At 59.4% G+C, this 21,328-nt stretch carries 20 protein-coding genes; 8 read left to right on the forward strand and 12 right to left on the reverse strand.

Annotated elements, in window-relative coordinates:
- The first annotated feature begins 6 nt into the window (after positions 1 to 6).
- Positions 7 to 1,071 (forward strand): HlyD family secretion protein, encoded by a 1,065-nt coding sequence (locus K9B32_RS17050; protein ID WP_224564195.1) that lies wholly within the window; start codon positions 7 to 9, stop codon positions 1,069 to 1,071.
- A 60-nt stretch (positions 1,072 to 1,131) separates the two neighbouring features.
- Here the strand turns inward: K9B32_RS17050 and rplI are convergent, their stop codons facing one another.
- The 6 genes from rplI to K9B32_RS17080 all read right to left on the reverse strand — a co-directional run bounded on the left by rplI (position 1,132) and on the right by K9B32_RS17080 (position 6,857).
- On the reverse strand, positions 1,132 to 1,707 hold the full coding sequence (rplI, locus tag K9B32_RS17055; protein WP_224564197.1) for a 50S ribosomal protein L9: 576 nt from the start codon (positions 1,705 to 1,707) through the stop codon (positions 1,132 to 1,134).
- A gap of 21 nt (positions 1,708 to 1,728) precedes the next feature.
- Positions 1,729 to 2,712, reverse strand: a complete 984-nt coding sequence (locus tag K9B32_RS17060) for a DUF2232 domain-containing protein (protein WP_224564200.1) — start codon at positions 2,710 to 2,712, stop codon at positions 1,729 to 1,731.
- A gap of 156 nt (positions 2,713 to 2,868) precedes the next feature.
- Positions 2,869 to 3,117 carry a 30S ribosomal protein S18 gene (gene rpsR, locus K9B32_RS17065; protein WP_004680498.1) on the reverse strand — a complete coding sequence of 83 codons (249 nt, stop codon included), beginning with the start codon at positions 3,115 to 3,117 and terminating at the stop codon, positions 2,869 to 2,871.
- A 12-nt stretch (positions 3,118 to 3,129) separates the two neighbouring features.
- Positions 3,130 to 3,588: a 30S ribosomal protein S6 gene (rpsF, locus tag K9B32_RS17070; protein ID WP_007800921.1), complete on the reverse strand. Its 459-nt coding sequence runs from the start codon at positions 3,586 to 3,588 to the stop codon at positions 3,130 to 3,132.
- Between the two features lie 255 nt (positions 3,589 to 3,843).
- Positions 3,844 to 5,619 carry an adenylate/guanylate cyclase domain-containing protein gene (locus K9B32_RS17075; protein ID WP_224564203.1) on the reverse strand — a complete coding sequence of 592 codons (1,776 nt, stop codon included), beginning with the start codon at positions 5,617 to 5,619 and terminating at the stop codon, positions 3,844 to 3,846.
- A gap of 194 nt (positions 5,620 to 5,813) precedes the next feature.
- Entirely contained in the window at positions 5,814 to 6,857 is a 1,044-nt protein-coding gene (locus K9B32_RS17080) for an aldo/keto reductase (RefSeq protein WP_224564206.1), read from the reverse strand.
- Positions 6,858 to 7,063: 206 nt separating this feature from the next.
- Here K9B32_RS17080 and fabD point away from each other — a divergent pair, with 206 nt between their 5' ends.
- The 7 genes from fabD to gmk all read left to right on the forward strand — a co-directional run bounded on the left by fabD (position 7,064) and on the right by gmk (position 13,582).
- Positions 7,064 to 8,008 (forward strand): ACP S-malonyltransferase, encoded by a 945-nt coding sequence (fabD, locus tag K9B32_RS17085; protein WP_224564208.1) that lies wholly within the window; start codon positions 7,064 to 7,066, stop codon positions 8,006 to 8,008.
- 29 nt (positions 8,009 to 8,037) lie between these two features.
- Entirely contained in the window at positions 8,038 to 8,775 is a 738-nt protein-coding gene (gene fabG, locus K9B32_RS17090) for a 3-oxoacyl-[acyl-carrier-protein] reductase (RefSeq protein WP_007800929.1), read from the forward strand.
- A 290-nt stretch (positions 8,776 to 9,065) separates the two neighbouring features.
- A complete protein-coding gene (locus K9B32_RS17095) occupies positions 9,066 to 9,302 on the forward strand; it encodes an acyl carrier protein (RefSeq protein WP_003547058.1) in 237 nt (78 codons plus the stop codon).
- Positions 9,303 to 9,395: 93 nt separating this feature from the next.
- On the forward strand, positions 9,396 to 10,658 hold the full coding sequence (gene fabF, locus K9B32_RS17100) for a beta-ketoacyl-ACP synthase II (protein WP_224564210.1): 1,263 nt from the start codon (positions 9,396 to 9,398) through the stop codon (positions 10,656 to 10,658).
- A gap of 116 nt (positions 10,659 to 10,774) precedes the next feature.
- The gene (gene mltG, locus K9B32_RS17105; protein WP_224564214.1) at positions 10,775 to 12,010 is read left to right on the forward strand and encodes an endolytic transglycosylase MltG; all 1,236 of its coding nucleotides are present in this window, start codon (positions 10,775 to 10,777) and stop codon (positions 12,008 to 12,010) included.
- A 15-nt stretch (positions 12,011 to 12,025) separates the two neighbouring features.
- The gene (locus K9B32_RS17110; protein ID WP_224564217.1) at positions 12,026 to 12,913 is read left to right on the forward strand and encodes a YicC/YloC family endoribonuclease; all 888 of its coding nucleotides are present in this window, start codon (positions 12,026 to 12,028) and stop codon (positions 12,911 to 12,913) included.
- Positions 12,914 to 12,916: 3 nt separating this feature from the next.
- The gene (gene gmk, locus K9B32_RS17115) at positions 12,917 to 13,582 is read left to right on the forward strand and encodes a guanylate kinase (protein WP_224564220.1); all 666 of its coding nucleotides are present in this window, start codon (positions 12,917 to 12,919) and stop codon (positions 13,580 to 13,582) included.
- Positions 13,583 to 13,690: 108 nt separating this feature from the next.
- Here the strand turns inward: gmk and rsmA are convergent, their stop codons facing one another.
- The 6 genes from rsmA to lptF all read right to left on the reverse strand — a co-directional run bounded on the left by rsmA (position 13,691) and on the right by lptF (position 21,307).
- Positions 13,691 to 14,518, reverse strand: coding sequence for a 16S rRNA (adenine(1518)-N(6)/adenine(1519)-N(6))-dimethyltransferase RsmA (gene rsmA / locus K9B32_RS17120; RefSeq protein ID WP_224564223.1), 828 nt, complete (start codon positions 14,516 to 14,518; stop codon positions 13,691 to 13,693).
- Positions 14,518 to 15,543: a 4-hydroxythreonine-4-phosphate dehydrogenase PdxA gene (gene pdxA, locus K9B32_RS17125; RefSeq protein ID WP_224564226.1), complete on the reverse strand. Its 1,026-nt coding sequence runs from the start codon at positions 15,541 to 15,543 to the stop codon at positions 14,518 to 14,520. Before pdxA ends, rsmA begins: the two co-directional genes overlap by 1 nt.
- 5 nt (positions 15,544 to 15,548) lie before the next feature.
- Entirely contained in the window at positions 15,549 to 16,499 is a 951-nt protein-coding gene (locus K9B32_RS17130) for a peptidylprolyl isomerase (RefSeq protein ID WP_224564229.1), read from the reverse strand.
- 187 nt (positions 16,500 to 16,686) lie between these two features.
- Complete coding sequence (locus K9B32_RS17135; protein WP_224564232.1) at positions 16,687 to 19,044, reverse strand: LPS-assembly protein LptD; 2,358 nt, start codon at positions 19,042 to 19,044, stop codon at positions 16,687 to 16,689.
- Positions 19,044 to 20,132, reverse strand: a complete 1,089-nt coding sequence (lptG, locus tag K9B32_RS17140) for an LPS export ABC transporter permease LptG (protein ID WP_224564235.1) — start codon at positions 20,130 to 20,132, stop codon at positions 19,044 to 19,046. Before lptG ends, K9B32_RS17135 begins: the two co-directional genes overlap by 1 nt.
- On the reverse strand, positions 20,129 to 21,307 hold the full coding sequence (gene lptF, locus K9B32_RS17145; protein WP_224564238.1) for an LPS export ABC transporter permease LptF: 1,179 nt from the start codon (positions 21,305 to 21,307) through the stop codon (positions 20,129 to 20,131). Before lptF ends, lptG begins: the two co-directional genes overlap by 4 nt.
- Positions 21,308 to 21,328: the final 21 nt, after the last annotated feature.

Raw genomic sequence — 21,328 nt, forward strand, 5'->3', positions numbered from 1 at the left:
TCCAGTATGTTGAAGTTCCCTCGCTCTCCTTCGACTATCATCGCAGTGCTCGCCGGCATCGCCGGCGTCCTTCTCGTTCTCTATGCGTGGCGGCTGCCGCCGTTCGTGACATCGGTGGAGACGACCGACAATGCCTATGTTCGCGGCTATGTCACGATCATGAGCCCGCAGGTGAGCGGCTATGTCGTCGATGTGCCCGTGAAGGACTATCAGCAGGTCAAGCAGGGCGATACGCTTGCTCAGATCGATGACCGCATCTACGCCCAGAAGCTTGCCCAGGCACGTGCGGCGCTCGATGGGCAGAAGGCGTCGCTGGAGAATTCCCGCCAGTCAGAGCTTGCGGCAAAGGCGAGCATCGCCTCCAGCGAGGCGCAGATCGATAGCGCAAACGCAGCCCTGACGCGCGCGCAGCAGGCCTGGGATCGCGTCAACAATCTCAGTAATCGCGGCATTGCATCGCAGAGTGAGACAGAGGCCGCGCAGGCGACGCTTGACCAGGCCAAGGCTGCCCTGAACCAGGCAAAGGCCGCGCTGGAGGTTTCCAAGCAAAATCTTGCAACGATCATCGTCAATCGCTCGCTTCTGGAAGCCAATGTGGCAAGCGCCGAAGCCGTCGTGCGCCTTGCGGAAATCGACCTGCAGAACACCAAGATCGTCGCACCGCGCGACGGTCATCTCGGCGAAGTCGGCGTACGCGTCGGGCAGTATGTGACGGCGGGTACGCAGCTCATGGCCGTCGTGCCGGAGGATGTGTGGGTCGTGGCGAATTTCAAGGAGACGCAGTTGTACGGCATGCAGGTCGGGCAGCCGGTGACCATCACGGTCGATGCGCTCGGCAAGCAGCGTCTGAAGGGATACATCGAACGCTTCTCGCCCGCAGCCGGGTCGGAATTCGCGGTCATCAAGGCGGACAACGCGACAGGCAATTTCGTGAAGATTGCACAGCGCGTCGGCGTGCGCATCGGCTTTGATCCCGACGAGCCGGTCGTCAAGGATCTGGGGCCGGGGCTCTCCGTCGTCGTCGACGTCGACAAGAACGCTCCGCCGCAGCAGAATACAGCCGCCAGATAAGCAGAAAGCCCGGCGCGAGCCGGGCTTTCGTCCATTTCCCGAGAGGATCTCTCGGGAAAATTAAGCTTCGTCGCCTTCGAGGTCGGCTTCCGGATCGAAGAAGTCTTCCGGACGCAGAGCGTCTTCGTCAACGCCGTAGATGGCATCGACGGAGGTGAGGGTTTCGCCCTTGGCCTGACGGCCGGCTTCTTCAGCCGAACGAGCAACGTTGAGTTCGACGTGGATTTCGACTTCAGCGTGGAGCTGCAGCTCAACCTTGTGCAGGCCGATCGACTTGATCGGCGTGTTCAGGTGAACCTGGTTGCGGCCGATGTTGAAGCCTTCTGCGGCGAGAATTTCAACGACGTCGCGAGCAGCGACCGAGCCGTACATCTGGCCGGTTTCGCCAGCAGAACGGACGACGATGAACGACTTGCCGTCGAGAGCGTCGGCGACCTTCTGTGCTTCCGACTTGCGCTCGAGGTTCCGAGCTTCGAGCGTTGCGCGCTCGGATTCGAAGCGCTTCTTGTTGGCTTCGTTGGCGCGCATCGCCTTGCCGAGCGGCAGGAGGTAGTTGCGAGCAAAGCCGTCGCGAACCTTTACGGTTTCGCCCATCTGGCCGAGCTTGGAGATGCGTTCAAGAAGAATGACTTCCATGTTCGTGTTCCTTTCGTGTCTCTAGATTTTCGTGTCTGTCTGTTTGGGGGCATCGACATCCTTGTTTGGGGTAAGTGCGATTGCCTTGCGGGTATCGCTCAAGCCCACCACGAGGATGAAAAAGGCTGGCACCATCAGGATGAGCGATGCCAGGTAGCAGAGGATAAGCGCTGGCAGGCGCCAATCCTTGCCGCGCGTGCGGAAATGCAGCGCGGCAAAGCCGGAAAGCAGGAAGCCGGCGCCGAAGGTGCCGACCACGGTTGCTCCGATCATCGCCGGCATGCCGCCGAAGAAGGTGGCGGCAAGACCGACGAGAAAAACGAAGATCGAATTGCGGTTCATGCGCAGCGCCGAGGGAATGTCCTCGCGGGGACGCAGGCCGCGGCCGGATGCGCTGACGATCCGGGTCGCGATGTAATAGGCGGCAAACAACATGACCACCCACATGCCGCCCTGAATGGCGGGCAGCATGAGGAGCACCAGCGATTTGGTCTGCGCCGTCACCGCCGGATCAGGCGAAAACTCGGGCTGCTGCTGGGCAAGCGAGCCAAACATCACGTCCACGAGCCGATCGATGAGATCCGGACCGTAACCGATCATCACGCCGACCACGATGACGGCGATTGTCACCAGACCGCAGAGGTGCAGCAGAATGTCCGAAAGCGGATACCAGGCCATCAGATGCTCGGGACCGCCGAGTTCGGAGGCGGGGCGGGCAAGGCTTGCAAGGTGGCTGAGCCAGCCGGCCGGCAGCAGCGTGACCAGCGTCATCATCAGCGCGAAGGACGGTGAGATGGCGATCGCGCCAACGGCAGCGGCGGTGACGACGGCGGAGATTGCCGCCATGTTGCCCCAGCCGAGGCCGACGAGAAGAATGGGAAGGGCGGAGGCCGCGTAGAGAACGGCACTGAACGACGGCTGCATGCTTGCGCCGAGCACCAGAAGTGCGGCGGTCAATCCGGCGAGCGCGCCGATGCCTAGCGTTTTTGCATTCAGTTGCGTCACGGTCGCTGTCCTGCTTCATCAAGCAGTTAGAGGGACTTTCCTGAATCGGTTTCAGAAAGGCCTCAACATGGGTTTTAAGAGTTCCGATCCGCGCCCATCGCGAAAGGGAGAAGGGAGGGCATCGCTGCCTTCCCTCGATTTGGTCTCGTCAGCTGATTAAGCGACGACGTACGGCAGCAGGCCGAGGAAACGAGCGCGCTTGATCGCCTGAGCGAGTTCGCGCTGCTTCTTCTGCGAAACAGCAGTGATACGGGAAGGAACGATCTTGCCGCGCTCGGAAATGTAGCGCTGCAGGAGACGAACGTCCTTGTAGTCGATGCGCGGAGCGTTTGCGCCGGAGAACGGGCAAGTCTTGCGACGACGATGGAACGGGCGACGAACCGGAGCGGAGGAAGCTTCAGACATTCTTAGATCTCCTTATGCACGGTCTTCGCGGGGAGCGCGGTCCGGACGCGGGCCACGCTGGAAGTCGCCGTCACGGCGCGGCGGACGGTCACCGAATTCGCGGCGCGGGCCACGGTCGGCACCATCACGCGGGCCGCGGTCGTCGCGGTCGCGCTTCTGCATCATGGCAGATGGGCCTTCTTCGTGTGCTTCGACAGCGATCGTCATGTAGCGCAGGACGTCTTCGCTGATGCGCATCTGGCGTTCCATTTCCTGGACGGCAGCTGCCGGCGCATCGATGTCCACGAGGACGTAATGTGCCTTGCGGTTCTTCTTGATGCGGTAGGTAAGGGACTTAAGGCCCCAGTTCTCGATGCGCCCGACCTTGCCGCCGTTAGCTTCGATCACACCCTTGTACTGTTCTACGAGGGCATCGACCTGCTGAGCGGAAATATCCTGTCGGGCAAGGAATACATGTTCATAAAGAGCCATGACAGCTTTGCCTTTCTTGCGTTGGTTCAACCCGATAATCGGCGGCTAAGCCTCAACGACTGCTCCTGAGAGGCGGCAAGCGCCAAGCAAGAAAAGCGTTCCGAGACGGTCGAGAGCGGAGACACGGGAGGCTGGAACACTTCCGTTCCGACGATTCTCTTGCGAAAACCGGCCCTCCGTTCAGCCACCAGCCAGAAGACCGGGTTTGCGAACAGAGCGGCTTATACGGAATTTTGGCGGAAACGCAAGGGACACTCAGCAATGTTCTTGCTGTGAGTTCAGCGAAGGCAGCCCCGCCTTGCGCAGGCCGTCGACGAAGTGGTCGTAATGGCTGTGCGCCACATAGGGTGTCAGCATCTTCCAATAATGCTCGAGATCGGCCGGTACGTTTGCGAGGATTTCCGGTATCAGCCTCTGCGCTTCCTCCTGGCGTCCGAGTTGCCCCAGGCTGGCAAGAAGCACAACGCGATTGAAATAGGCGCGGCGGAGCGAAAGACCTCGCTCGGAGTAATGCACAGCCTCTTCGTAGTTGCCCAAGTGGTAGTGCGATAGCGCAATACGGTCGAGTATGAGGTAGGCCAGCGGATCGTGCGGGCTTAGCCTTGTCGCCATATAAAGGGGGTCCAGAGCTTCGACAAAGTGACCGTTGAATATCCGCGCCCAGCCAAGAGCCATATGTGCGAGGGCAAAGTTGGGATTGAGGTCAATCGCCTGCTGGGCGGCCTCAATCGCCGCCGGCGCGTTATGGGCTACGAAATGCGCAAGGCACATTGCGTAGTGCGAGTAGGGGTCACGCGGGTCGAGCGCGACAGCGCGCTCGGCCTCTATTCGCAGCTCTGTGCTATCCCGGTCCACGTCGTCGCTGAAACCATGGAAGCATCGGGCGTAGAGTGAGCGGGCAAGCATCATATGGGCGCGTGCAAAATCGGGATCGAGCTCGATTGCGCGGCGATGCCAGACAATGGCTTCGATGAAATGCTCGACCGTATCCTGCGCGTTGTGGAGCCAGGTGCCGCGCATATGGCTCTCATAGGCGTCCAGATTGTCGGTTGTCCTTATCAACGCACGCCGGCTTTCACCGATTAGGATTTCCGGCTCGATTGCGCCGACGACATTCTGCGTCAGTTCGTCCTGAATGGCGAAGATATCGGATATTTCCCTGTCGTAGCGCTGCGCCCACAGGTGAACGCCGCTTTCGGCTTCGATCAGCTGTCCGGTGACACGGACGCGCGTCCCGGACCTGCGGACACTTCCTTCGACGAGATAGCGCACGCCGAGATCGCGCCCGATTTGCTTTACATCGACCGCGCGCCCCTTATACGCAAAGGATGAGTTCTGGGCGATGACGAAAAACCAGCGGTAGAGCGATAACGCGGTGATGATGTCCTCTGTCAGCCCGTCCGCGAAGAACTCCTGCTCGGGGTCGTCGGACATGTTGACGAAGGGCAGTACTGCGATCGAGGGCTTGTCAGGCAGCCTGAGCGGTCCACCGAGCGCACCCGCCTCCACGGGATCCTCCCGGCTCCAATGAACCCGATGCACCGGTACCGGGCGAGGAATATTCTTCAGCGTGCGGTCGCCCATCGGCACGAGGGGGAAGTCGAGCTTCCCCTCGATTTGTTCGCGTAGCGCGCCAGAGATGCAGATACCGGAAGGCAGCGACACCTCCTGGAGACGGGCTGCGACGTTCACGCCGTCGCCAAGCAGGTTCTCCCCGGAGACGACGACATCGCCGAGATTGAGCCCGAGACGGAACTCCATCCGCCGGTCCGCCGGCAGGTCGGCATTGCGTCGATGCAGCGCACGTTGAATGGCAACAGCTGCGCGAACACCTTGTACGGCACTTGGGAATTCCGCAACGACGCTGTCCCCGGCGCTGCCGAAGACGCGCCCTCCGTGCTCTCGCACGAAATCGCCGATCATGGCGGTGTAGATGCTCAGCGTCGCAAGCGCGTCTTCCTCGTTGGTTGCAACGAGGCGGCTGTAGCCGGCAACGTCGCCGGCAAGGATGACTGCGAGCTTCCGTTCCACGGTATGAGCGCTCCTGCGGCGCTACCAGAGCCTTGCAAACCTAGCTGAAATGCGCGGAACGGAGAAGCAGAAATTGACGCCCTGGCGAAGTCGCCGAAACTTGTCGTTGTAAGTGCTGGCGAAGGCCGCATGGCTTCCATGCGGCGAACGACCTGGCCAGGCAAGGTCAGATCGCTATGCGTCGTCTGACTGCCCTAGATCGGCATCGGATACTGGCGGTGAACTTGCTCGATTTCAGCCAGAACCTCGTGTGACAGCTTGAGACTGACCGAGCTCAGGTCCGTTTCAAGCTGTTTCATCGTCGTTGCGCCGATGATCACGGACGCCATGAAGCGGCGGCTCAGGCAGAAGGCGAGCGCCATCACGCAAGGGTCGAGCCCGTGCCGTGCAGCGATATCCAGGTAGGCCTTCGTCGGCGCTTCCTGCAAGGGCTGCAAACGACCGCCGATGTCGCCGTTGATCGACCCGCGCGAGCCATCCGGCTTGGCGCCGTCGACATACTTGCCGCTGAGGATGCCGCCGGCAAGGGGAGAATAGGCCAGCAGACCGACGTCCTCATGATGCGACAGCTCCGCCAGATCGAGATCGTAGTGGCGGTAGAGCAGATTGTATTCGTTCTGGATCGTGGCGGCGCGCGGCAGGTCGAGCTGTTCGGAAAGCGCCAGATATTTTTGCGTGCCCCAGGTTGTCTCGTTGGAGAGACCAAAGGCGCGAACCTTGCCCTCTTTCACAAGGGCGCCCATCGTTTCCAATATCTCGGTGATATTGGCGATCGCCTTGGCGTGGTCCTGCTTGAAGGGATCGTAGTGCCAAGCCTGACGGAAATGGAAATGCCCTCGGCTCGGCCAGTGAATCTGGTAGAGGTCGACATAGTCCGTCTTTAGGCGCTTCAGGCTTGCCTCGATCGCCAGGCGAATGTTCTTGGCGTCGGCCCCGTCGCCGCCCCGAATATAGGAACGGCCGGGACCCGCGACCTTCGTGGCGAGCACGATATCCTTGCGCTTGCCCGTCTTCTGGAACCAGCTGCCGATATAGTCTTCGGTCAGCCCCTGCGTCTCCGCGGAGACAGGAGTAGTCGGATAAAGCTCGGCCGTGTCGAAGAAGTTGACGCCTTTCTCGACGGAATAGTCCATCTGCTCATGCGCCTCGGCTTCCGTGTTTTGCGTGCCCCAGGTCATGGTGCCGAGGCAGATTTCGGACACGGAAATATCCGTGCGGCCAAGTTTCTTATATTTCATCTGAAAGCCCTGAAGGTAATCTGGAAAAGGAATGGTCTGGAAGGACGGCGCAAATCTAGACCGGAATTGAGCAAGCGCAAGAGGCAAAACCGGGCTTTCTCGCAGCCGCAAAAGCCTTGGAACGCGGGCGTCCGGCACTTGACTCTGCAGGAAAGAATGTCAATTGGAGGCGAAATAACCAGAGGTCCGTATAAAAGGGACATAGCATGACCATTGCTTTTACATTCCCAGGTCAGGGCAGCCAGGCTGTCGGCATGGGCAAGGATCTCGCCGAAAACTTCGCCGAGGCACGCGCCGTCTTCCACGAAGTCGACGAAGCTCTGGGCGAAAAACTGTCGGAGACCATGTTCAACGGTCCGGAAGACAAGCTGACGCTGACGGCGAATGCGCAGCCGGCCTTGATGGCGGTCTCGATGGCGGTCATCCGTGTTCTCGAGGCCAGGGGCGTCGATCTGAAGGCGAAGGTCTCCTACGTTGCCGGTCATTCGCTCGGCGAATACTCCGCTCTCTGTGCCGCAGGCACCTTCTCGCTTGCCGATACTGCGCGCCTGCTGCGCATTCGCGGCAATGCCATGCAGGCTGCCGTGCCCGTTGGCGTCGGCGCGATGGCTGCCATCATTGGCCTTGAACATGACGATGTCGTCGCCGTCTGCGAAGAAGCCACTGCCGTCGGCTCCTGCCAGATCGCCAACGATAATGGCGGCGGCCAGATCGTCATTTCGGGGGAGAAGGCCGCCGTTGAGAAGGGTGCAGCGATCGCAACCGAGAAGGGCGCAAAGCGCGCGATCCTGCTGCCGGTCTCCGCTCCATTCCATTCTTCGCTGATGGCGCCTGCTGCCGAAGCAATGCGCGAGGCGCTGGCGGGGGTGAAGAAGTCGAACCCGGTCGTGCCTTTGATCGCCAACGTGCGCGCTGCACCGGTGACCATCGCAGATGAGATTGCAAACCTGCTCGTCGAGCAGGTGACGGGCCAGGTCCGCTGGCGAGAGACGGTGGAGTGGTTCGCGGCCAACGGCGCGACGACGCTCTACGAGATCGGCTCCGGCAAGGTCCTGACCGGCCTTGCACGTCGTATCGACAAGACCGTGAACGGCATCGCCGTTAACACGCCTGCTGATATCGATGCGGCCGTTGCCGCCCTGATGGCCTGATAGATTTAACGAATACAAGGAACACTTCCATGCTCGATCTTTCCGGCCGCAAGGCTCTGGTTACCGGCGCCTCGGGCGGCATCGGCGAAGAAATCGCCCGCATCCTGCACAAGCAAGGGGCAATCGTCGGCCTGCACGGCACGCGCGTAGAGAAGCTTGAGGCGCTGGCGAACGAGCTTGGAGATCGCGTCAAGATTTTCCCGGCTAACCTCGCAGACCGCGACGAAGTCAAGGCGCTCGGCGTCAAGGCCGAAGCCGATCTCGAAGGCGTCGACATTCTTGTCAACAATGCCGGCATCACCAAGGACGGCCTCTTTGTTCGCATGAGCGACGAGGATTGGGATAACGTCATTGAAGTGAACCTGACGGCGATGTTCCGCCTGACGCGCGAGTTGACGCATCCGATGATGCGCCGCCGCTATGGCCGCATCATCAACATCACCTCGGTCGTTGGCGTCACCGGTAACCCAGGCCAGGCCAATTACTGCGCCTCCAAGGCCGGCATGATCGGCTTCACGAAATCGCTGGCTCAGGAGATTGCAACCCGCAACGTCACGGTCAACTGCGTGGCGCCGGGCTTCATCGAGTCCGCGATGACTGGCAAACTGAACGACAAGCAGAAGGAAGCGATCATGGGAGCGATCCCGATGAAGCGCATGGGCACGGGCGCCGAAGTTGCCTCCGCCGTCGCCTATCTCGCCTCGTCGGAAGCTGCGTATATGACAGGCCAGACGCTGCACGTAAACGGCGGCATGGCCATGATCTGAAACGGGAAACTGCCTTCCGGGCAGATTTTCCCCGCAATAGCGTGTTGACCAACCCGATGGGGTTGATTTTCTGGCTTTGCGGCAGACTTAAACCGTGTTAAGCGGGCCATGACTGTGAACAGTCTCCCGAGAAAGCAGACGGACCGGCGGGCTTTTGTGCAAGCCTGGGACATTTCTGGTAGCCGGGTTCAAAGAGTTTGCCGAGGTGGCTTTAAGGGGCGCCGCAGGCTGAAACAGGGTAGGAATGTCACAAGGCATTCTGATCAGGACATAAGGTCGAGGAAACCGACATGAGCGATATCGCAGAACGCGTAAAGAAAATTGTTATTGATCATCTTGGCGTCGATGCCGACAAGGTTGTCGAAAGCGCCAGCTTTATCGACGATCTGGGCGCTGACTCGCTCGATACCGTCGAACTTGTTATGGCGTTCGAAGAAGAATTCGGCGTCGAGATTCCGGATGACGCTGCTGACTCGATCCTGACGGTCGGCGATGCGGTAAAGTTTATCGAAAAGGCTCAGGCTTAATCCTGAGCATTTAAGAAAGGGCGGACCCGGAGTCCGCCCTTTTTATTTCGGGCATGGTTCTCCAAGAACATAAAAGGCAGGGGAATGCAGTCGATGAGACGGGTCGTTATAACAGGTACCGGTATGGTCTCGCCCTTGGGATGCGGAACGGAAGTGACGTGGTCCCGCTTGCTTGCGGGTCAGAACGGCGCCCGCCTGGTCACTGAATTCGAAATCGACGACCTTCCCGCAAAGATTGCTTGCCGCATTCCGGTTGGCGACGGTAGCGACGGCACGTTCAATGTCGACGACTGGATGGAGCCCAAGGAACAGCGCAAGGTCGATCCTTTTATCATCTACGGCATGGCAGCCGCTGACATGGCGCTGAACGATGCGAACTGGCACCCAGAAAGCGATGAAGACCAAGTTTCGACGGGTGTCCTGATCGGTTCGGGTATCGGCGGCATCGAAGGCATCGTCGAAGCCGGCTACACGCTGCGCGACAAGGGCCCGCGCCGTATTTCTCCTTTCTTCATTCCGGGCCGTCTGATCAACCTCGTATCCGGCCAGGTATCGATCCGTCACAAGCTGCGTGGGCCGAACCACTCGGTTGTCACGGCATGCTCGACCGGCGCGCACGCGATCGGCGACGCCGCCCGTCTCATCGCATTCGGCGATGCCGACGTCATGGTCGCCGGCGGCACGGAGTCCCCGGTCAGCCGCATCTCGCTGGCCGGCTTCGCCGCCTGCAAGGCATTGTCCACCCAGCACAACGATAATCCGACCAAGGCATCGCGCCCCTACGACAAGGATCGTGACGGCTTCGTCATGGGTGAGGGCGCCGGCATCGTCGTTCTCGAAGAACTGGAACACGCCAAGGCGCGCGGCGCCAAGATCTATGCCGAGGTCGTGGGCTACGGTCTTTCCGGTGACGCCTATCATATCACTGCGCCATCAGAGGACGGCGAAGGCGCGCAGCGTTGCATGACGATGGCCTTGAAGCGCGCCGGCTTGACGCCCGCCGATATCGACTACATCAACGCGCATGGCACGTCGACGATGGCTGACACGATCGAACTCGGTGCCGTAGAGCGCTTGGTCGGCAATGCAGCCTCCAAGATCTCGATGTCGTCGACGAAGTCTGCGACGGGCCATCTGCTCGGTGCGGCTGGTGCGATCGAGGCGATCTTCGCAACGCTTGCCATCCGCGACAACGTTGCGCCTCCGACGCTCAATCTCGACAATCCTGAGCGCGAGACCGCAATCGATCTCGTTCCGCACAAGGCGCGCCAGCGGGAAATCAACGTCGCGCTGTCGAATTCTTTCGGATTCGGCGGTACGAATGCATCATTGGTGCTGCGCCGCTACGTCGCCTGAGTGCAGGCGTTGACGTCCTGACAGTAGGGCTGCACCTTGCGCGGCGCGGCCCCACCTGCATTTTGCCGCATTGCTTAGCAAGAAGCGGGACTTGAGGCCAAGTTAGAGGATTGCCGGTGAGCGATACGAACCAGAGCAACGGGACGATCGGCGAGGAAAGCCAGCAGACGCAGAGCGGGCCGATCATTCCCAAGTCGCCGAGCGAGGCGCTTCGGCCGGAACGCGTACCCGAGCCGCCGAAGCGCTCGAAGAAGGCGCGCAGCCAAGTTATCATTTTCCTGAACTTCCTGATGACGCTTGTCGTGCTCGGCTGCGCAGCGGCCGTCTTCCTTTTCTATTACGCGATCTCTGCCTACCAGAATCCCGGTCCGCTGGAGACAAACACGAATTTCATCGTGCGAAGCGGCGCCGGCGTTGCTGAGATCGCCGCAAGCCTCGAACGCAACAACATCGTGTCGGACGCGCGTATCTTCCGTTACCTCACCACGACGCATCTTGATGACGGCGAGAGCCTCAAGGCGGGCGAGTACGAAATCAAGGCGCATGCTTCCATGAACGACATCATGGAACTGCTGAAATCCGGAAAGTCGATCCTGTATTCCGTAGCGTTTCCGGAAGGCCTCACTGTCCGCCAGATGTTCAACCGGCTGAACGAGGATGCCGTGCTGGAAGGCGACCTGCCGACTGTCGTGCCTGCCGAAGGAAGCCTGCGTCCGGATACCTACAAGTTCTCGCGCGGCACGAAGCGGGCCGAAATCATCGAGCAGATGGCTGCTGCACAGCAGAAGCTGGTCGACCAGGTCTGGGACAAGCGCGACCCGTCGCTGCAGCTCAAGTCAAAGGACGAACTGATCATCCTTGCTTCTATCGTCGAAAAGGAAACCGGTGTTCCCGACGAGCGGGCCCATGTGGCCTCGGTCTTCCTCAACCGGCTGGGCAAGGGGATGCGCCTTCAGTCCGATCCGACGATCATCTATGGCCTCTTCGGCGGCGATGGAAAGCCGGCGGATCGCCCGATCTATCAATCGGACCTCAAGAAGGAAACGCCCTACAACACTTATGTGGTCAAGGGCCTTCCCCCGACGCCGATTGCCAATCCGGGTCGTGATGCGCTGGAGGCTGTCGCCAATCCCTGGAAGACGCAGGATCTTTACTTCGTTGCCGATGGTTCCGGCGGGCATGTCTTCGCAGCCACGCTCGAGGAACACAATGCCAACGTCAAACGCTGGCGTCAGCTGGAAGCGGCCAAGGGTGCCGACCCCAATATTGTCGTTGATGGACAGCCTGAAAGCCAGACGCAGTCGGACGCACCTGCCGCTCCGGCTCCCCAGAAGAAAAAGAAGACCAACTGATTTTCGGAGGCTCGCATGGCTTTGCAGTCCATGACCGGTTTTGCGCGGCGTGAGGGCACGAGCGGCCGCTGGCGTTGGGCTTGGGAGCTGCGCTCGGTCAACGGCAAAGGCCTGGATCTGCGCTTGCGCCTCCCGCCGGGGCTGGAGCGTATGGAAAATGACGTGCGTCGCCTTGCCGGCGAGCGCTTTAGCCGGGGCAATATGCAGGCGTCGCTGTCCGTCTCTGCCGGTGAGAGCCGCATCGAAACCGTTCTCAACCAAGAAGCGCTTTCCGCAGTGCTCGCTTTGCGGGACCAGCTTGGCGGCATCATCGATCCCGCGCCATTGCAGCTCGATACTTTGCTCGCCATTCGCGGCATTATCGAATTCCGGGACAGGGAAGACGGCGATGAAGCGATTGCAGCGCGCGATTCCGACATTGTCGATGGCTTGATTGCCGCCCTTGTCGATTTGCGTCAGATGCGGGAATTGGAGGGCGCCGCATTGTCGCGTGTACTGCTGGATCATATCTCGACAATTGAGGGACTGACGCAGGTGATCGAGCGTGATCCTTCGCGCTCCCCGCAAGAGATCGCTGGCCGATTGGCCGCACAGGTCGCAATGCTCATGGACGGGTCGGGAAAGCTGGATCGCGAGAGGTTGCATGCGGAAGCTGCTCTGCTCGCCACGAAGGCGGATCTGCGTGAAGAGATCGATCGGCTGAAGGCGCATGTGGTTGCCGCTCGCGACCTGCTCGGCAAGGGCGGCCCGGTCGGGCGCAAGCTTGATTTCCTTGCACAGGAATTTAACCGAGAATCGAATACTATCTGTTCGAAGTCGAATGCCGCGGCGGTTACGGCCGCCGGTATCGAACTGAAAGTCGTCATCGACCAGTTCCGCGAGCAGGTCCAGAATCTGGAGTGATACATGAGCCCGGCCCACTCGAGCACACCCACCAAAATTGCCCGGCGCGGGCTGATGCTTGTCCTGTCCTCGCCGTCTGGCGCAGGCAAGTCGACGATTGCCGGCAACCTCCTGAGGGACGACCATAGCCTCGAAATCTCTGTCAGCGTTACGACCAGAGCCAAGCGGCCGAGCGAAATCGCCGGTAAGCATTACCACTTCATCACTGTCCCGCAGTTCGAGAGGATGCGAGACGCAGGCGACCTGCTCGAATGGGCGGAGGTACACGGCAATTTCTACGGGACGCCGCGGGAACCCGTCGAATCTGCGATGGCTGAAGGTCGCGACATGCTGTTCGATATCGACTGGCAGGGTGCGCTGCAGCTTCAGGACAAGATGAAGGCCGATATCGTCTCGATATTCGTTCTGCCGCCTACCATGACCGAACTGCAGTCGCGCCTGCATCGGCGTGCAGAGGATTCGGAAGAGGTCATTCGTACGCGGCTTCTGAATTCTCGCGCCGAGATCGAACGCTGGCGCGAATATGACTATGTCATCGTCAACGACGATCTCGACGAGGCTTTTCGCAACGTGAGCTGCATCGTCAATGCCGAGCGCGTCCGCCGGGACCGCCGCCACGGTTTGTTCGACTTTGTCAACAGCCTACTTACGGAAGAGCCAAAGCTTTAAGACCAGCAAGTTTGAAGCAAAGGTATCTGTGAGCAGGTCCGCTTGACGTTACCACCTGTCTCCAAAGGTTAAGCTATCGCTCTGCGTGAGAGATCGCCTGCACATCGCCTAGAGGCAGTTCGCCAGTCGAACGAACTCGGCGACCGAAAGCGTTTCGGCGCGTCGCTGAGGATCTACGTCCGCCTTGTTGAGCAAGGCTTCGCCCCCGAGGGATTTGAGGCTTTGCCGCAGCATTTTTCGGCGCTGGCCGAAGGCTGCTTGGGTGACCTTTTCCAAATCGGTGACCGAGCAGGGGATGGGGTTCTCGTTCGGCGTCAGATGGACGACCGTCGACGTGACTTTCGGCGGCGGCGTAAATGCCTGCGGTGGTATATCAAACGCCATACGCGCGTTCGTACGCCAGCCGCAGAGCACGCCGAGACGTCCATAGTGATCGTCGTCTTCGGTCGCGACGACGCGCTCTCCCACTTCCTTCTGGAACATCAGCGTCAGCGATTCCCAGAAAGGCGGCCACTGCTTCGGGAGGATCCAATTGACCAGCAACTGCGTCCCGACGTTGTAGGGAAGATTAGCGATGATCTTCACACGGCCCTCAGGCGCCAAAGCTTCGAAGTCCGTCTTCAAAGCGTCGCCTTCGATGACCTCGAGCCGCCCCGGATAGTGCTCCGCAATTTCTGAAAGCGCAGGCAAGCAGCGGGAATCGCGCTCGACGGCGATCACTTTCTTTGCGCCAAGTGCCAGAATGGCGCGCGTCAAGCCGCCCGGACCCGGGCCGACTTCAAAGACCGTGACACCGTCCAGCGAGCCGGCTGTTCGAGCAACCTTCTGCGTCAGGTTGAGATCGAGCAGGAAGTTCTGGCCGAGGGCCTTTCGTGCATCGAGGCCATGGCGTTGAATGACGTCGCGAAGAGGCGGAAGCCCATCCAAGGCAGCCATCAAATGCGCCCTTCCGCGGTGCGTCCGAGGTGGCCTGCGAGCTTTAGGGCCGCGACGAGGCTGCTTTCGCGGGCAAGCCCTTTGCCGGCAATGCCGAAGGCGGTGCCATGATCTGGCGAGGTGCGCACGAAAGGCAATCCAAGTGTCACGTTGACCGAGTCGTCGAAACCAAGCGCCTTGGCCGGTATCAGGGCCTGGTCGTGGTACATACAGATCGCAACGTCGTAGCGCGCCCTGGCCTCATCGTGGAACATGGTATCGGCGGGCAGCGGCCCAATTGCGTTGATGCCCTTGGACCTCAGGAATTGAATGGCCGGCTTGATGACCGCTTCATCCTCTTTGCCGATGGTACCATCTTCCCCCGCGTGCGGATTGAGACCCGCAACAGCCAGGCGGGGACTCGCGATCCCGAAGCGATTCCTGAGATCGGCATCGGCAATTCGGCAGGTCTTGATGATGAGTTCCGCATTGAGTGCTTGAGGCACATCCTTAAGGGGAATATGGATCGTGACCGGAATGGTGCGGAGCTTTGGACCAGCGAGCATCATCACCGGCATGGCCGTTTGTCCCGTCGCTCGTGCACCGAGATCTGCCAGAAACTCGGTGTGCCCGGGGAAGGGGAAGCCAGACTCATAGAGCACCGACTTGGCGATTGGATTGGTGACGACGCCAAGGGCCTCACCTGATATCGTCAACGATACGGCTTTTTCGATCGCGGCGATCGTGGGCTTGGCTGTCGCGACATGGGGCTCACCCGCCACGACCTCAATACCTGCAGATATGGGAAGCACGGGCAGGGCGTCGGCAAAGACGTCATTGGCGTTGGCGCAATCGGTCTCGCGAATTGCAACCGTCAGGCCCAGCAGCTTGGCACGCAACGCCAACACATTAGGATCGCCAATAAACACGAACGGAGGGAGACCAAGCTCCCTACGTCGCATCCAGGCCAGCAATGTTATGTCAGGGCCGACACCAGCCGGATCCCCCTGACTTAGAGCAAGCGGGCGCGAGAACGAGATCGTCATTTTGCTCAGGGACGCAAGATCTGCGCCTTCTTGCGCAGTTCTTCCATGTATTTCTGGGCGTTCGGATTCTCCGGAGGAGCGTTCTTCCCCGCCTTCGCCTTGTCGAGATCTTCCTGGCGGAACACCATTTCCGCAGCCTGGTCATCGGAAACCTGGCGCTGGCTGCAGATGGCAATGTATTCAACACCCCTGTCCGTTACGCGCGTGGCTGTCGTGTTGCCCTTAGCCTGCTCGACAAGCGGCTTCCATTCGGCCGGAAGTTCCGGCGCGAGAACGCGACCGAGATCGCGCACCGATACGTCGCGCATCGTTGCGGCAAACACCTTGGCCTGCTCGCAACCCGGATACTTCGACCGGGATGCTTCGGCCTCGCTCTTGCGCTTGCCGACGATGCCCTTCTTGCTGGCCGGGACGACGAAGATCATCTGCTGCAGAATATATTCCGTGGTTTCCGGCTTCTGTTTGTTCTGCATCATGCGGGCAACAAGGTCGGAATTCGACATACGGTTGCTTGAGCCGTAGCGCGCATTGACAAGACGCGGCCAGCTCATCTGCACGGCAATAAAAGCCTTGAAATGCGCGACACCGACGCCGGCGCGTTCGAGAATCTGCGCCATCTGATCGGTCGTCAGCTTGTTGCCGGTCGCAAACCGCGCGAACGATGCATCGACGTCGTCCTTGGAAACTGACATGCGCACGCGCGCGATTTCCTGCTGCTTCAGCGTCTGGTCGATCAGTTGCTCTTCTGCAGCCTTGGCATCTGCCTTCTGGTGCTGCAGCCGGAGGAATGCCTGACGCTTGGCAACATCACCGCTGGTAATTGCTGTGCCATTGACGACCACCGTGACTTCGCTTGCAGCGAAAGCTGAGCCGGTCTGAGGCGAGGCAAAAGCCGCCAGCATCGCGAAAGCCGCGCCGGCAATCATCGTCGTTACGGTTTTTCTTGCGCCAGTCATCTATCGACCCTTCCCATTGACGCCGCGCATTTACGTCGCGGCGCGCATACCTTCTCGAGACAAACGGGCACTGCCGCTCTAAATTGAAAATTCAGCATATGCCCCAGATATCAACTGGCGACAATGTCCTGCATAGTCTTACGGCGAAAGAAAGGCCCTTTCTTTCACCGTAAGACTGAACTCGCCGTCAATTCTGGTAGATGGTTGTGTTGGTATCGACCGCGCCGCCGAGGTTGATGTCGCCGAGCGTGCGGAAGGTCAACCTGGCGCCGATGCTCCAGTCGCTAGCGGTTTCGGCGGTGGTATCACGCTTCTCGCTATATGCGATCGTAAAGATCGTGCATTCGTCCTCATAGGTCAGACCGAATGTTTTCCTGACGATGCTGTTGTCCTGAAGATCCCAGGCTATGCCGCCAAATACCGACCAATAATCCTTGAACTTAACAGTTCCCTTGGCCTGGATCTCATCGTTGTCCTCAGCAAAGCCATACGCTGGCTGGGCTGCGACATGCGTGTAGATCAGCTGGCTTTGGAGATTGTCGTTCTGGAAGCCGGCCGTCAAATCGCCGCGACGGAAAGCCAAGCTCTTTTCGTCAAGCCGATAGGAGGCTGCGAGGGCGAGGCCCTGCGGCGTTTCGATACCGCCGAGACCGACGAAGTCGGAGACGTCACTTTCCAGACCGGAATCCGCACCGACATTCACCAGATCGGCTGTATCGAAAGAGTTCTGGCCGCCCAGCTGGTAGGATTGGCCGAATATGCCGTGCAGTTTGTAGCCATTGTCGAACGTGCCGGTGTACTGGAAGCCGACATTAGCGCGTGTGCCGCCTTCGATGCGATCATAGCCGGAGAACTTGTCACGCTCGAAAAGATTGGTCGCATCGAACACGAAGCTCTGTGCGTCTTCATTCGGAAGACCGCCAGCAAGGCGTTCGTCAGGCCGTGCATAGATTTGAACGATGGGTTCGAACAGGTGCGTGCTGTTTTCGGTCGTCCCGAGGATCGGATAGCGCATCTCCAGTCCGGCAGTAAACATCGAACGCGTCGCCGCATTGCTGTCATCATAATTACCATCATAGACAAACGTACCGGAAGTAGGCGGTGGCGTCATGTTCAGTGCCAAGGCATCGCCACGGGCAGCGAGCAACGGCGTGATCAGAAAACCTTCAGGCGTGACAAACGTCCGCTTCCATTCCAGTTCGCCCGTCAGGCGGGACGTCTGGCCCTCAAGGCCACGGAACCGATCGAAGCCCGCGACACTGTAGAAGTCGTCATGGGTGCGCGACAGGTTCGTGAAGTTGACGTCGGCGGAAAGTTCGCCCCCGGCTAGCGGCTGCGGCGCCACGAAGTGATAGTCCATCACCGGATAGACGATCGCCTGTTGCTTCTCCTTAACGTCGTTCGGATCGGCGTCCTGAACGTCGAAATAGAACGAACGCAGATCGAAGTAATTCCGTTTGCCGAGACCGGTCAGGTAGACCTGATTTGTCTGCGTTGAGTTGTCCAGCCCTTTTAGACTATAGGTCCGAGAAAAGTTATTGTCGCTCTGCGCCATAACGTCCCAGCCGAACGCCCAGCGCGGATTGATCCTGAAATCTCCCTTGGACGCTACAACGCCGCGGAAGTCATTTTCGGCATCACTGGTGCCGGGCGTAAAGGTCTCCGGGCTGAGCTGATTGATACCAGCCATGCGCAATATGTGCGTGCCGTTTTCGAATCGCTGACGATATTCCGCGTCCAGCAGGAAGCCCTGAGTGGTATAACCTGTGCCCGTCACCGTTATATCGCTGCTTGGCGAAATAACGTAGTAATACGGGACGGACAGACCGAAGCCGAGATTTTGAGCGGTGACAAAGCTAGGAAAGAGGAAGCCGGACTTCCGCTTCACGGTGTTGTCGGGGACTTCGATCCACGGCACGTAGGCAAGTGGATGACCAAGGAGCTCAAAGCGCGCTTTTTCGAGGCGAATCGTGTGCTTGACGCCGTCCTGAATGACACGCTCAGCCTTGACCTGCCAGAAGGGAGGCCGTTCCGGTTTCTCGGCGCAAGGCAAACAGGCAGTATAGACGCCCTTGTTCAGGATCATTTGCGTGCCGCCAACACGCTCGCCGGTTTCAGCAACCAGGCGCGTATTGTCGGCGGTCTCGATTCTGAGTGCGTTTACGAAGCCGTTTCCAAAGTCGTCTGTGACATCAAGCTTGTCGGCGTACATGCGGTTGCCATCGGGGCCGATGAGTTCGACGTTGCCTAGCGCCATCAGGCGCCCGGTCTGCTGATTATACTCTACGCGCTGCGCCACCATCCTGTAGCCGCCGTAGTTAATTTGCACGCCGCCGATGGCCGAAACGATCTGCGCGTCCTTGTTATAGACGAGTTCGTTTGCCGACAGAATCAGCTTCTGGTCGTCCGATACGTTCGGCTTCAAACCTTGCAGGGCATCCTGCGCGAAGGCAGCAGGAAAGCCATTGGAATAGGTAAACAGAGCTGCGCCTACGAACAGGGCAACCAACTGTTTACTAAGAGTCTTGCGGTCGCCTGCCGCCACTAGCCATCCTCCTGATGAAGCAGAATTGTTGCACCCAAAGCCAAGGCAACGGTGACCGGAATCCACGTCGCCACGAAAGGCGGGACAACCCCACTGCTTCCGAATGCTTTTACAAGCACGGTGACCACATAAAGCACGAAGCCTGACAGGATTCCACCCAGAATCACTGACCTCGATTGGTTGAACCGGCTAAATTTTAGGGACACTGTTGCAGCAATGAGAGTCATGGCGACAAGTAGCAGTGGTTGGGACAACAACGAATGAAATTGCGTCTCGAGAGCCTTGGTCGGAATCCCAAAGGATTTCGCGGCGTCGATTCGGCTCGAAAGATCAAAAAATCCAATACTTTCAGGGGCTGTTAGCCTCTGCTGGACGAAATCCTGTTTCAAATTGGTGCGGACACGCACCTCATCCTTGCGCGCCGCGACTTCGCCGGGACGGCGCTCGACAACATTCTTAAGAAGCCAGTAACCATCTTCCAATTTTGCCGACGCGGCGTCCTGTCTCAGGATGATGTGGTCGGTCGAATCGAAATGCACGAATACCGCATCCATTAGTAGCGTGCCGTTCTCGAGAACCGTATGCGCACCTATGATCGCATCGTCGCTACCGCTGATCTGCCGAAGCCACGGAACTTGCGGTGCGGTATTCGGTGCTGAGCCTTCTCCGCGCCAGTTGCTCTCTACGATGGCCGCCTGGCGTTGCCCCCATGCTGCCAGCGGATTGAGGACAGTCATGACCAGGACGCCAAGCAAAAAGGCGCCGATAAGGAAGGGCGACATGAACTGCCAAACCGAGATGCCGGCAGCGCGCGTCACGACCAGTTCGTATTTTCTGTTGAGGCCGATCAAAACCGTCATGCCCACAAAGAGGGCAATGAAGGGAACGGTCTGCTGCAGGATGAGCGGCAGGCGCACGGCTGTCATCACGAGGCCCCCGGTCACGGTATAGCCGGGAAGGCCCGATAGGCGGCCGGCCGTCTCGCTGAAATCCACGAGGTAGACAATGCCGATCACGCCGAGAAAGAACCACATTGTGGTCAGCACATAGCGACGGAAGAAGTAACGGCCGAGCGTCCCGAAGATCATGCACTGCCTCCCGCGGAGGGATCCGCCGACCGGCCGAAGCGTTGCAGCAATCTCTGCCAAGATGCGGCGATGCCGTCGCTCATTGCGGACACGACCGACAGACGCTTGTGATGCGACAGAGATGCGATTGCGAGGAGGCTGGCGATCACGGGAATCGCATACAGCACACCGATATACTCCGGGTCGGTGTCGATCTGATTTGCTGCGTAAAATGAGGCCCAACGAATCGCGAATGCAAAGATGAGCGCCGCCACCATCGGATGCAGCCGCCCTTCACGATGGGAGCGCGCATCGCCGGCAATCGCGAGTGAAATCAGCGCAAACACCATCGGCAGAGCCCAATCCGTCAGACGGCGGTGCAATTCGGCACGATAACTGCCGGGCTTGGCGATGTAGTCCTTGTCGTTCGGATCCGGACTAAGCAGGAATGGAAGCTCGCGGTCGGATGCACGAAGCGTTGCCTGACCGCGGTTCTGGGTCAGATCGGACAGGTCGAAAGAGTAGGAATCGAAGCGAATGACGGAGACGTCGCCGGTCTGCGTTTTGCGGTGAACCTCGCCATCATGCATGATGAGTGACGTGCCCTTCTCGTCAACAGCGCCTTCGCGTGCGTAGTAGATGAGCTCGAATGCAGGGTCACGCTCGTCAACGACAAACAAGCCCTTGAGCACACGACCGGCCAGTCGCTCCGATATCTGCACGTAAAGTCCCGTATCGATGCGGCGGAAGTTCTTCTCCTCAATAACGGAGGAGAGCAGATCCGCATAGGCAGCCGCCACCATCTGGCGAACGCCGGTCTTGGCCTTTGGCTCGACGACGTTGTCCACCAGAAACGAAAAGGCGCTGATGACGGCTGCGAGGATAAGAATCGGGCGCAGGATGATACTGCGCTTGGCGCCTGCCGCATCGATGACGGTCAGTTCCGAATCGTTGTTCATCGTCGTCAGCGTCTGCGTGACGCCGATGACAAGCGCGAATGGCAGTACGATGGGAATGATCGACGGAAGGATCAGCGTTGCCAACTTGGCGAACGAACCCATCGACTGGCCGCTATCGGTCACCAGATTGACGCGCTGCAGAACCTGAGTCGTCCAAATGATCGCGAGCACCGGCAACAGGGCAACGAGAAACATCTGGCCAACACGCCGGAGTATGTATGTTTCAAGCAGTTTCATTCATGCCCTTGAACGCCATTT

Source organism: Rhizobium sp. 3T7 (genome assembly GCF_020166565.1).
Taxonomy (GTDB): domain Bacteria; phylum Pseudomonadota; class Alphaproteobacteria; order Rhizobiales; family Rhizobiaceae; genus Rhizobium.

Excerpts from the sequence above, each read along its gene's own strand:
- K9B32_RS17095 (WP_003547058.1), top strand. The coding sequence starts at position 9,066 with ATGAGCGATATCGCAGAACGCGTAAAGAAAATTGTTATTGATCATCTT.
- fabD (WP_224564208.1), top strand. The coding sequence starts at position 7,064 with ATGACCATTGCTTTTACATTCCCAGGTCAGGGCAGCCAGGCTGTCGGC.
- rsmA (WP_224564223.1), bottom strand. The coding sequence starts at position 14,518 with ATGGCTGCCTTGGATGGGCTTCCGCCTCTTCGCGACGTCATTCAACGC.
- fabG (WP_007800929.1), top strand. The coding sequence starts at position 8,038 with ATGCTCGATCTTTCCGGCCGCAAGGCTCTGGTTACCGGCGCCTCGGGC.
- rpsF (WP_007800921.1), bottom strand. The coding sequence starts at position 3,588 with ATGGCTCTTTATGAACATGTATTCCTTGCCCGACAGGATATTTCCGCT.
- pdxA (WP_224564226.1), bottom strand. The coding sequence starts at position 15,543 with ATGACGATCTCGTTCTCGCGCCCGCTTGCTCTAAGTCAGGGGGATCCG.
- K9B32_RS17050 (WP_224564195.1), top strand. The coding sequence starts at position 7 with ATGTTGAAGTTCCCTCGCTCTCCTTCGACTATCATCGCAGTGCTCGCC.
- K9B32_RS17080 (WP_224564206.1), bottom strand. The coding sequence starts at position 6,857 with ATGAAATATAAGAAACTTGGCCGCACGGATATTTCCGTGTCCGAAATC.
- gmk (WP_224564220.1), top strand. The coding sequence starts at position 12,917 with ATGAGCCCGGCCCACTCGAGCACACCCACCAAAATTGCCCGGCGCGGG.
- K9B32_RS17110 (WP_224564217.1), top strand. The coding sequence starts at position 12,026 with ATGGCTTTGCAGTCCATGACCGGTTTTGCGCGGCGTGAGGGCACGAGC.
- lptG (WP_224564235.1), bottom strand. The coding sequence starts at position 20,132 with ATGATCTTCGGGACGCTCGGCCGTTACTTCTTCCGTCGCTATGTGCTG.
- lptF (WP_224564238.1), bottom strand. The coding sequence starts at position 21,307 with ATGAAACTGCTTGAAACATACATACTCCGGCGTGTTGGCCAGATGTTT.
- fabF (WP_224564210.1), top strand. The coding sequence starts at position 9,396 with ATGAGACGGGTCGTTATAACAGGTACCGGTATGGTCTCGCCCTTGGGA.
- rplI (WP_224564197.1), bottom strand. The coding sequence starts at position 1,707 with ATGGAAGTCATTCTTCTTGAACGCATCTCCAAGCTCGGCCAGATGGGC.
- K9B32_RS17130 (WP_224564229.1), bottom strand. The coding sequence starts at position 16,499 with ATGACTGGCGCAAGAAAAACCGTAACGACGATGATTGCCGGCGCGGCT.
- rpsR (WP_004680498.1), bottom strand. The coding sequence starts at position 3,117 with ATGTCTGAAGCTTCCTCCGCTCCGGTTCGTCGCCCGTTCCATCGTCGT.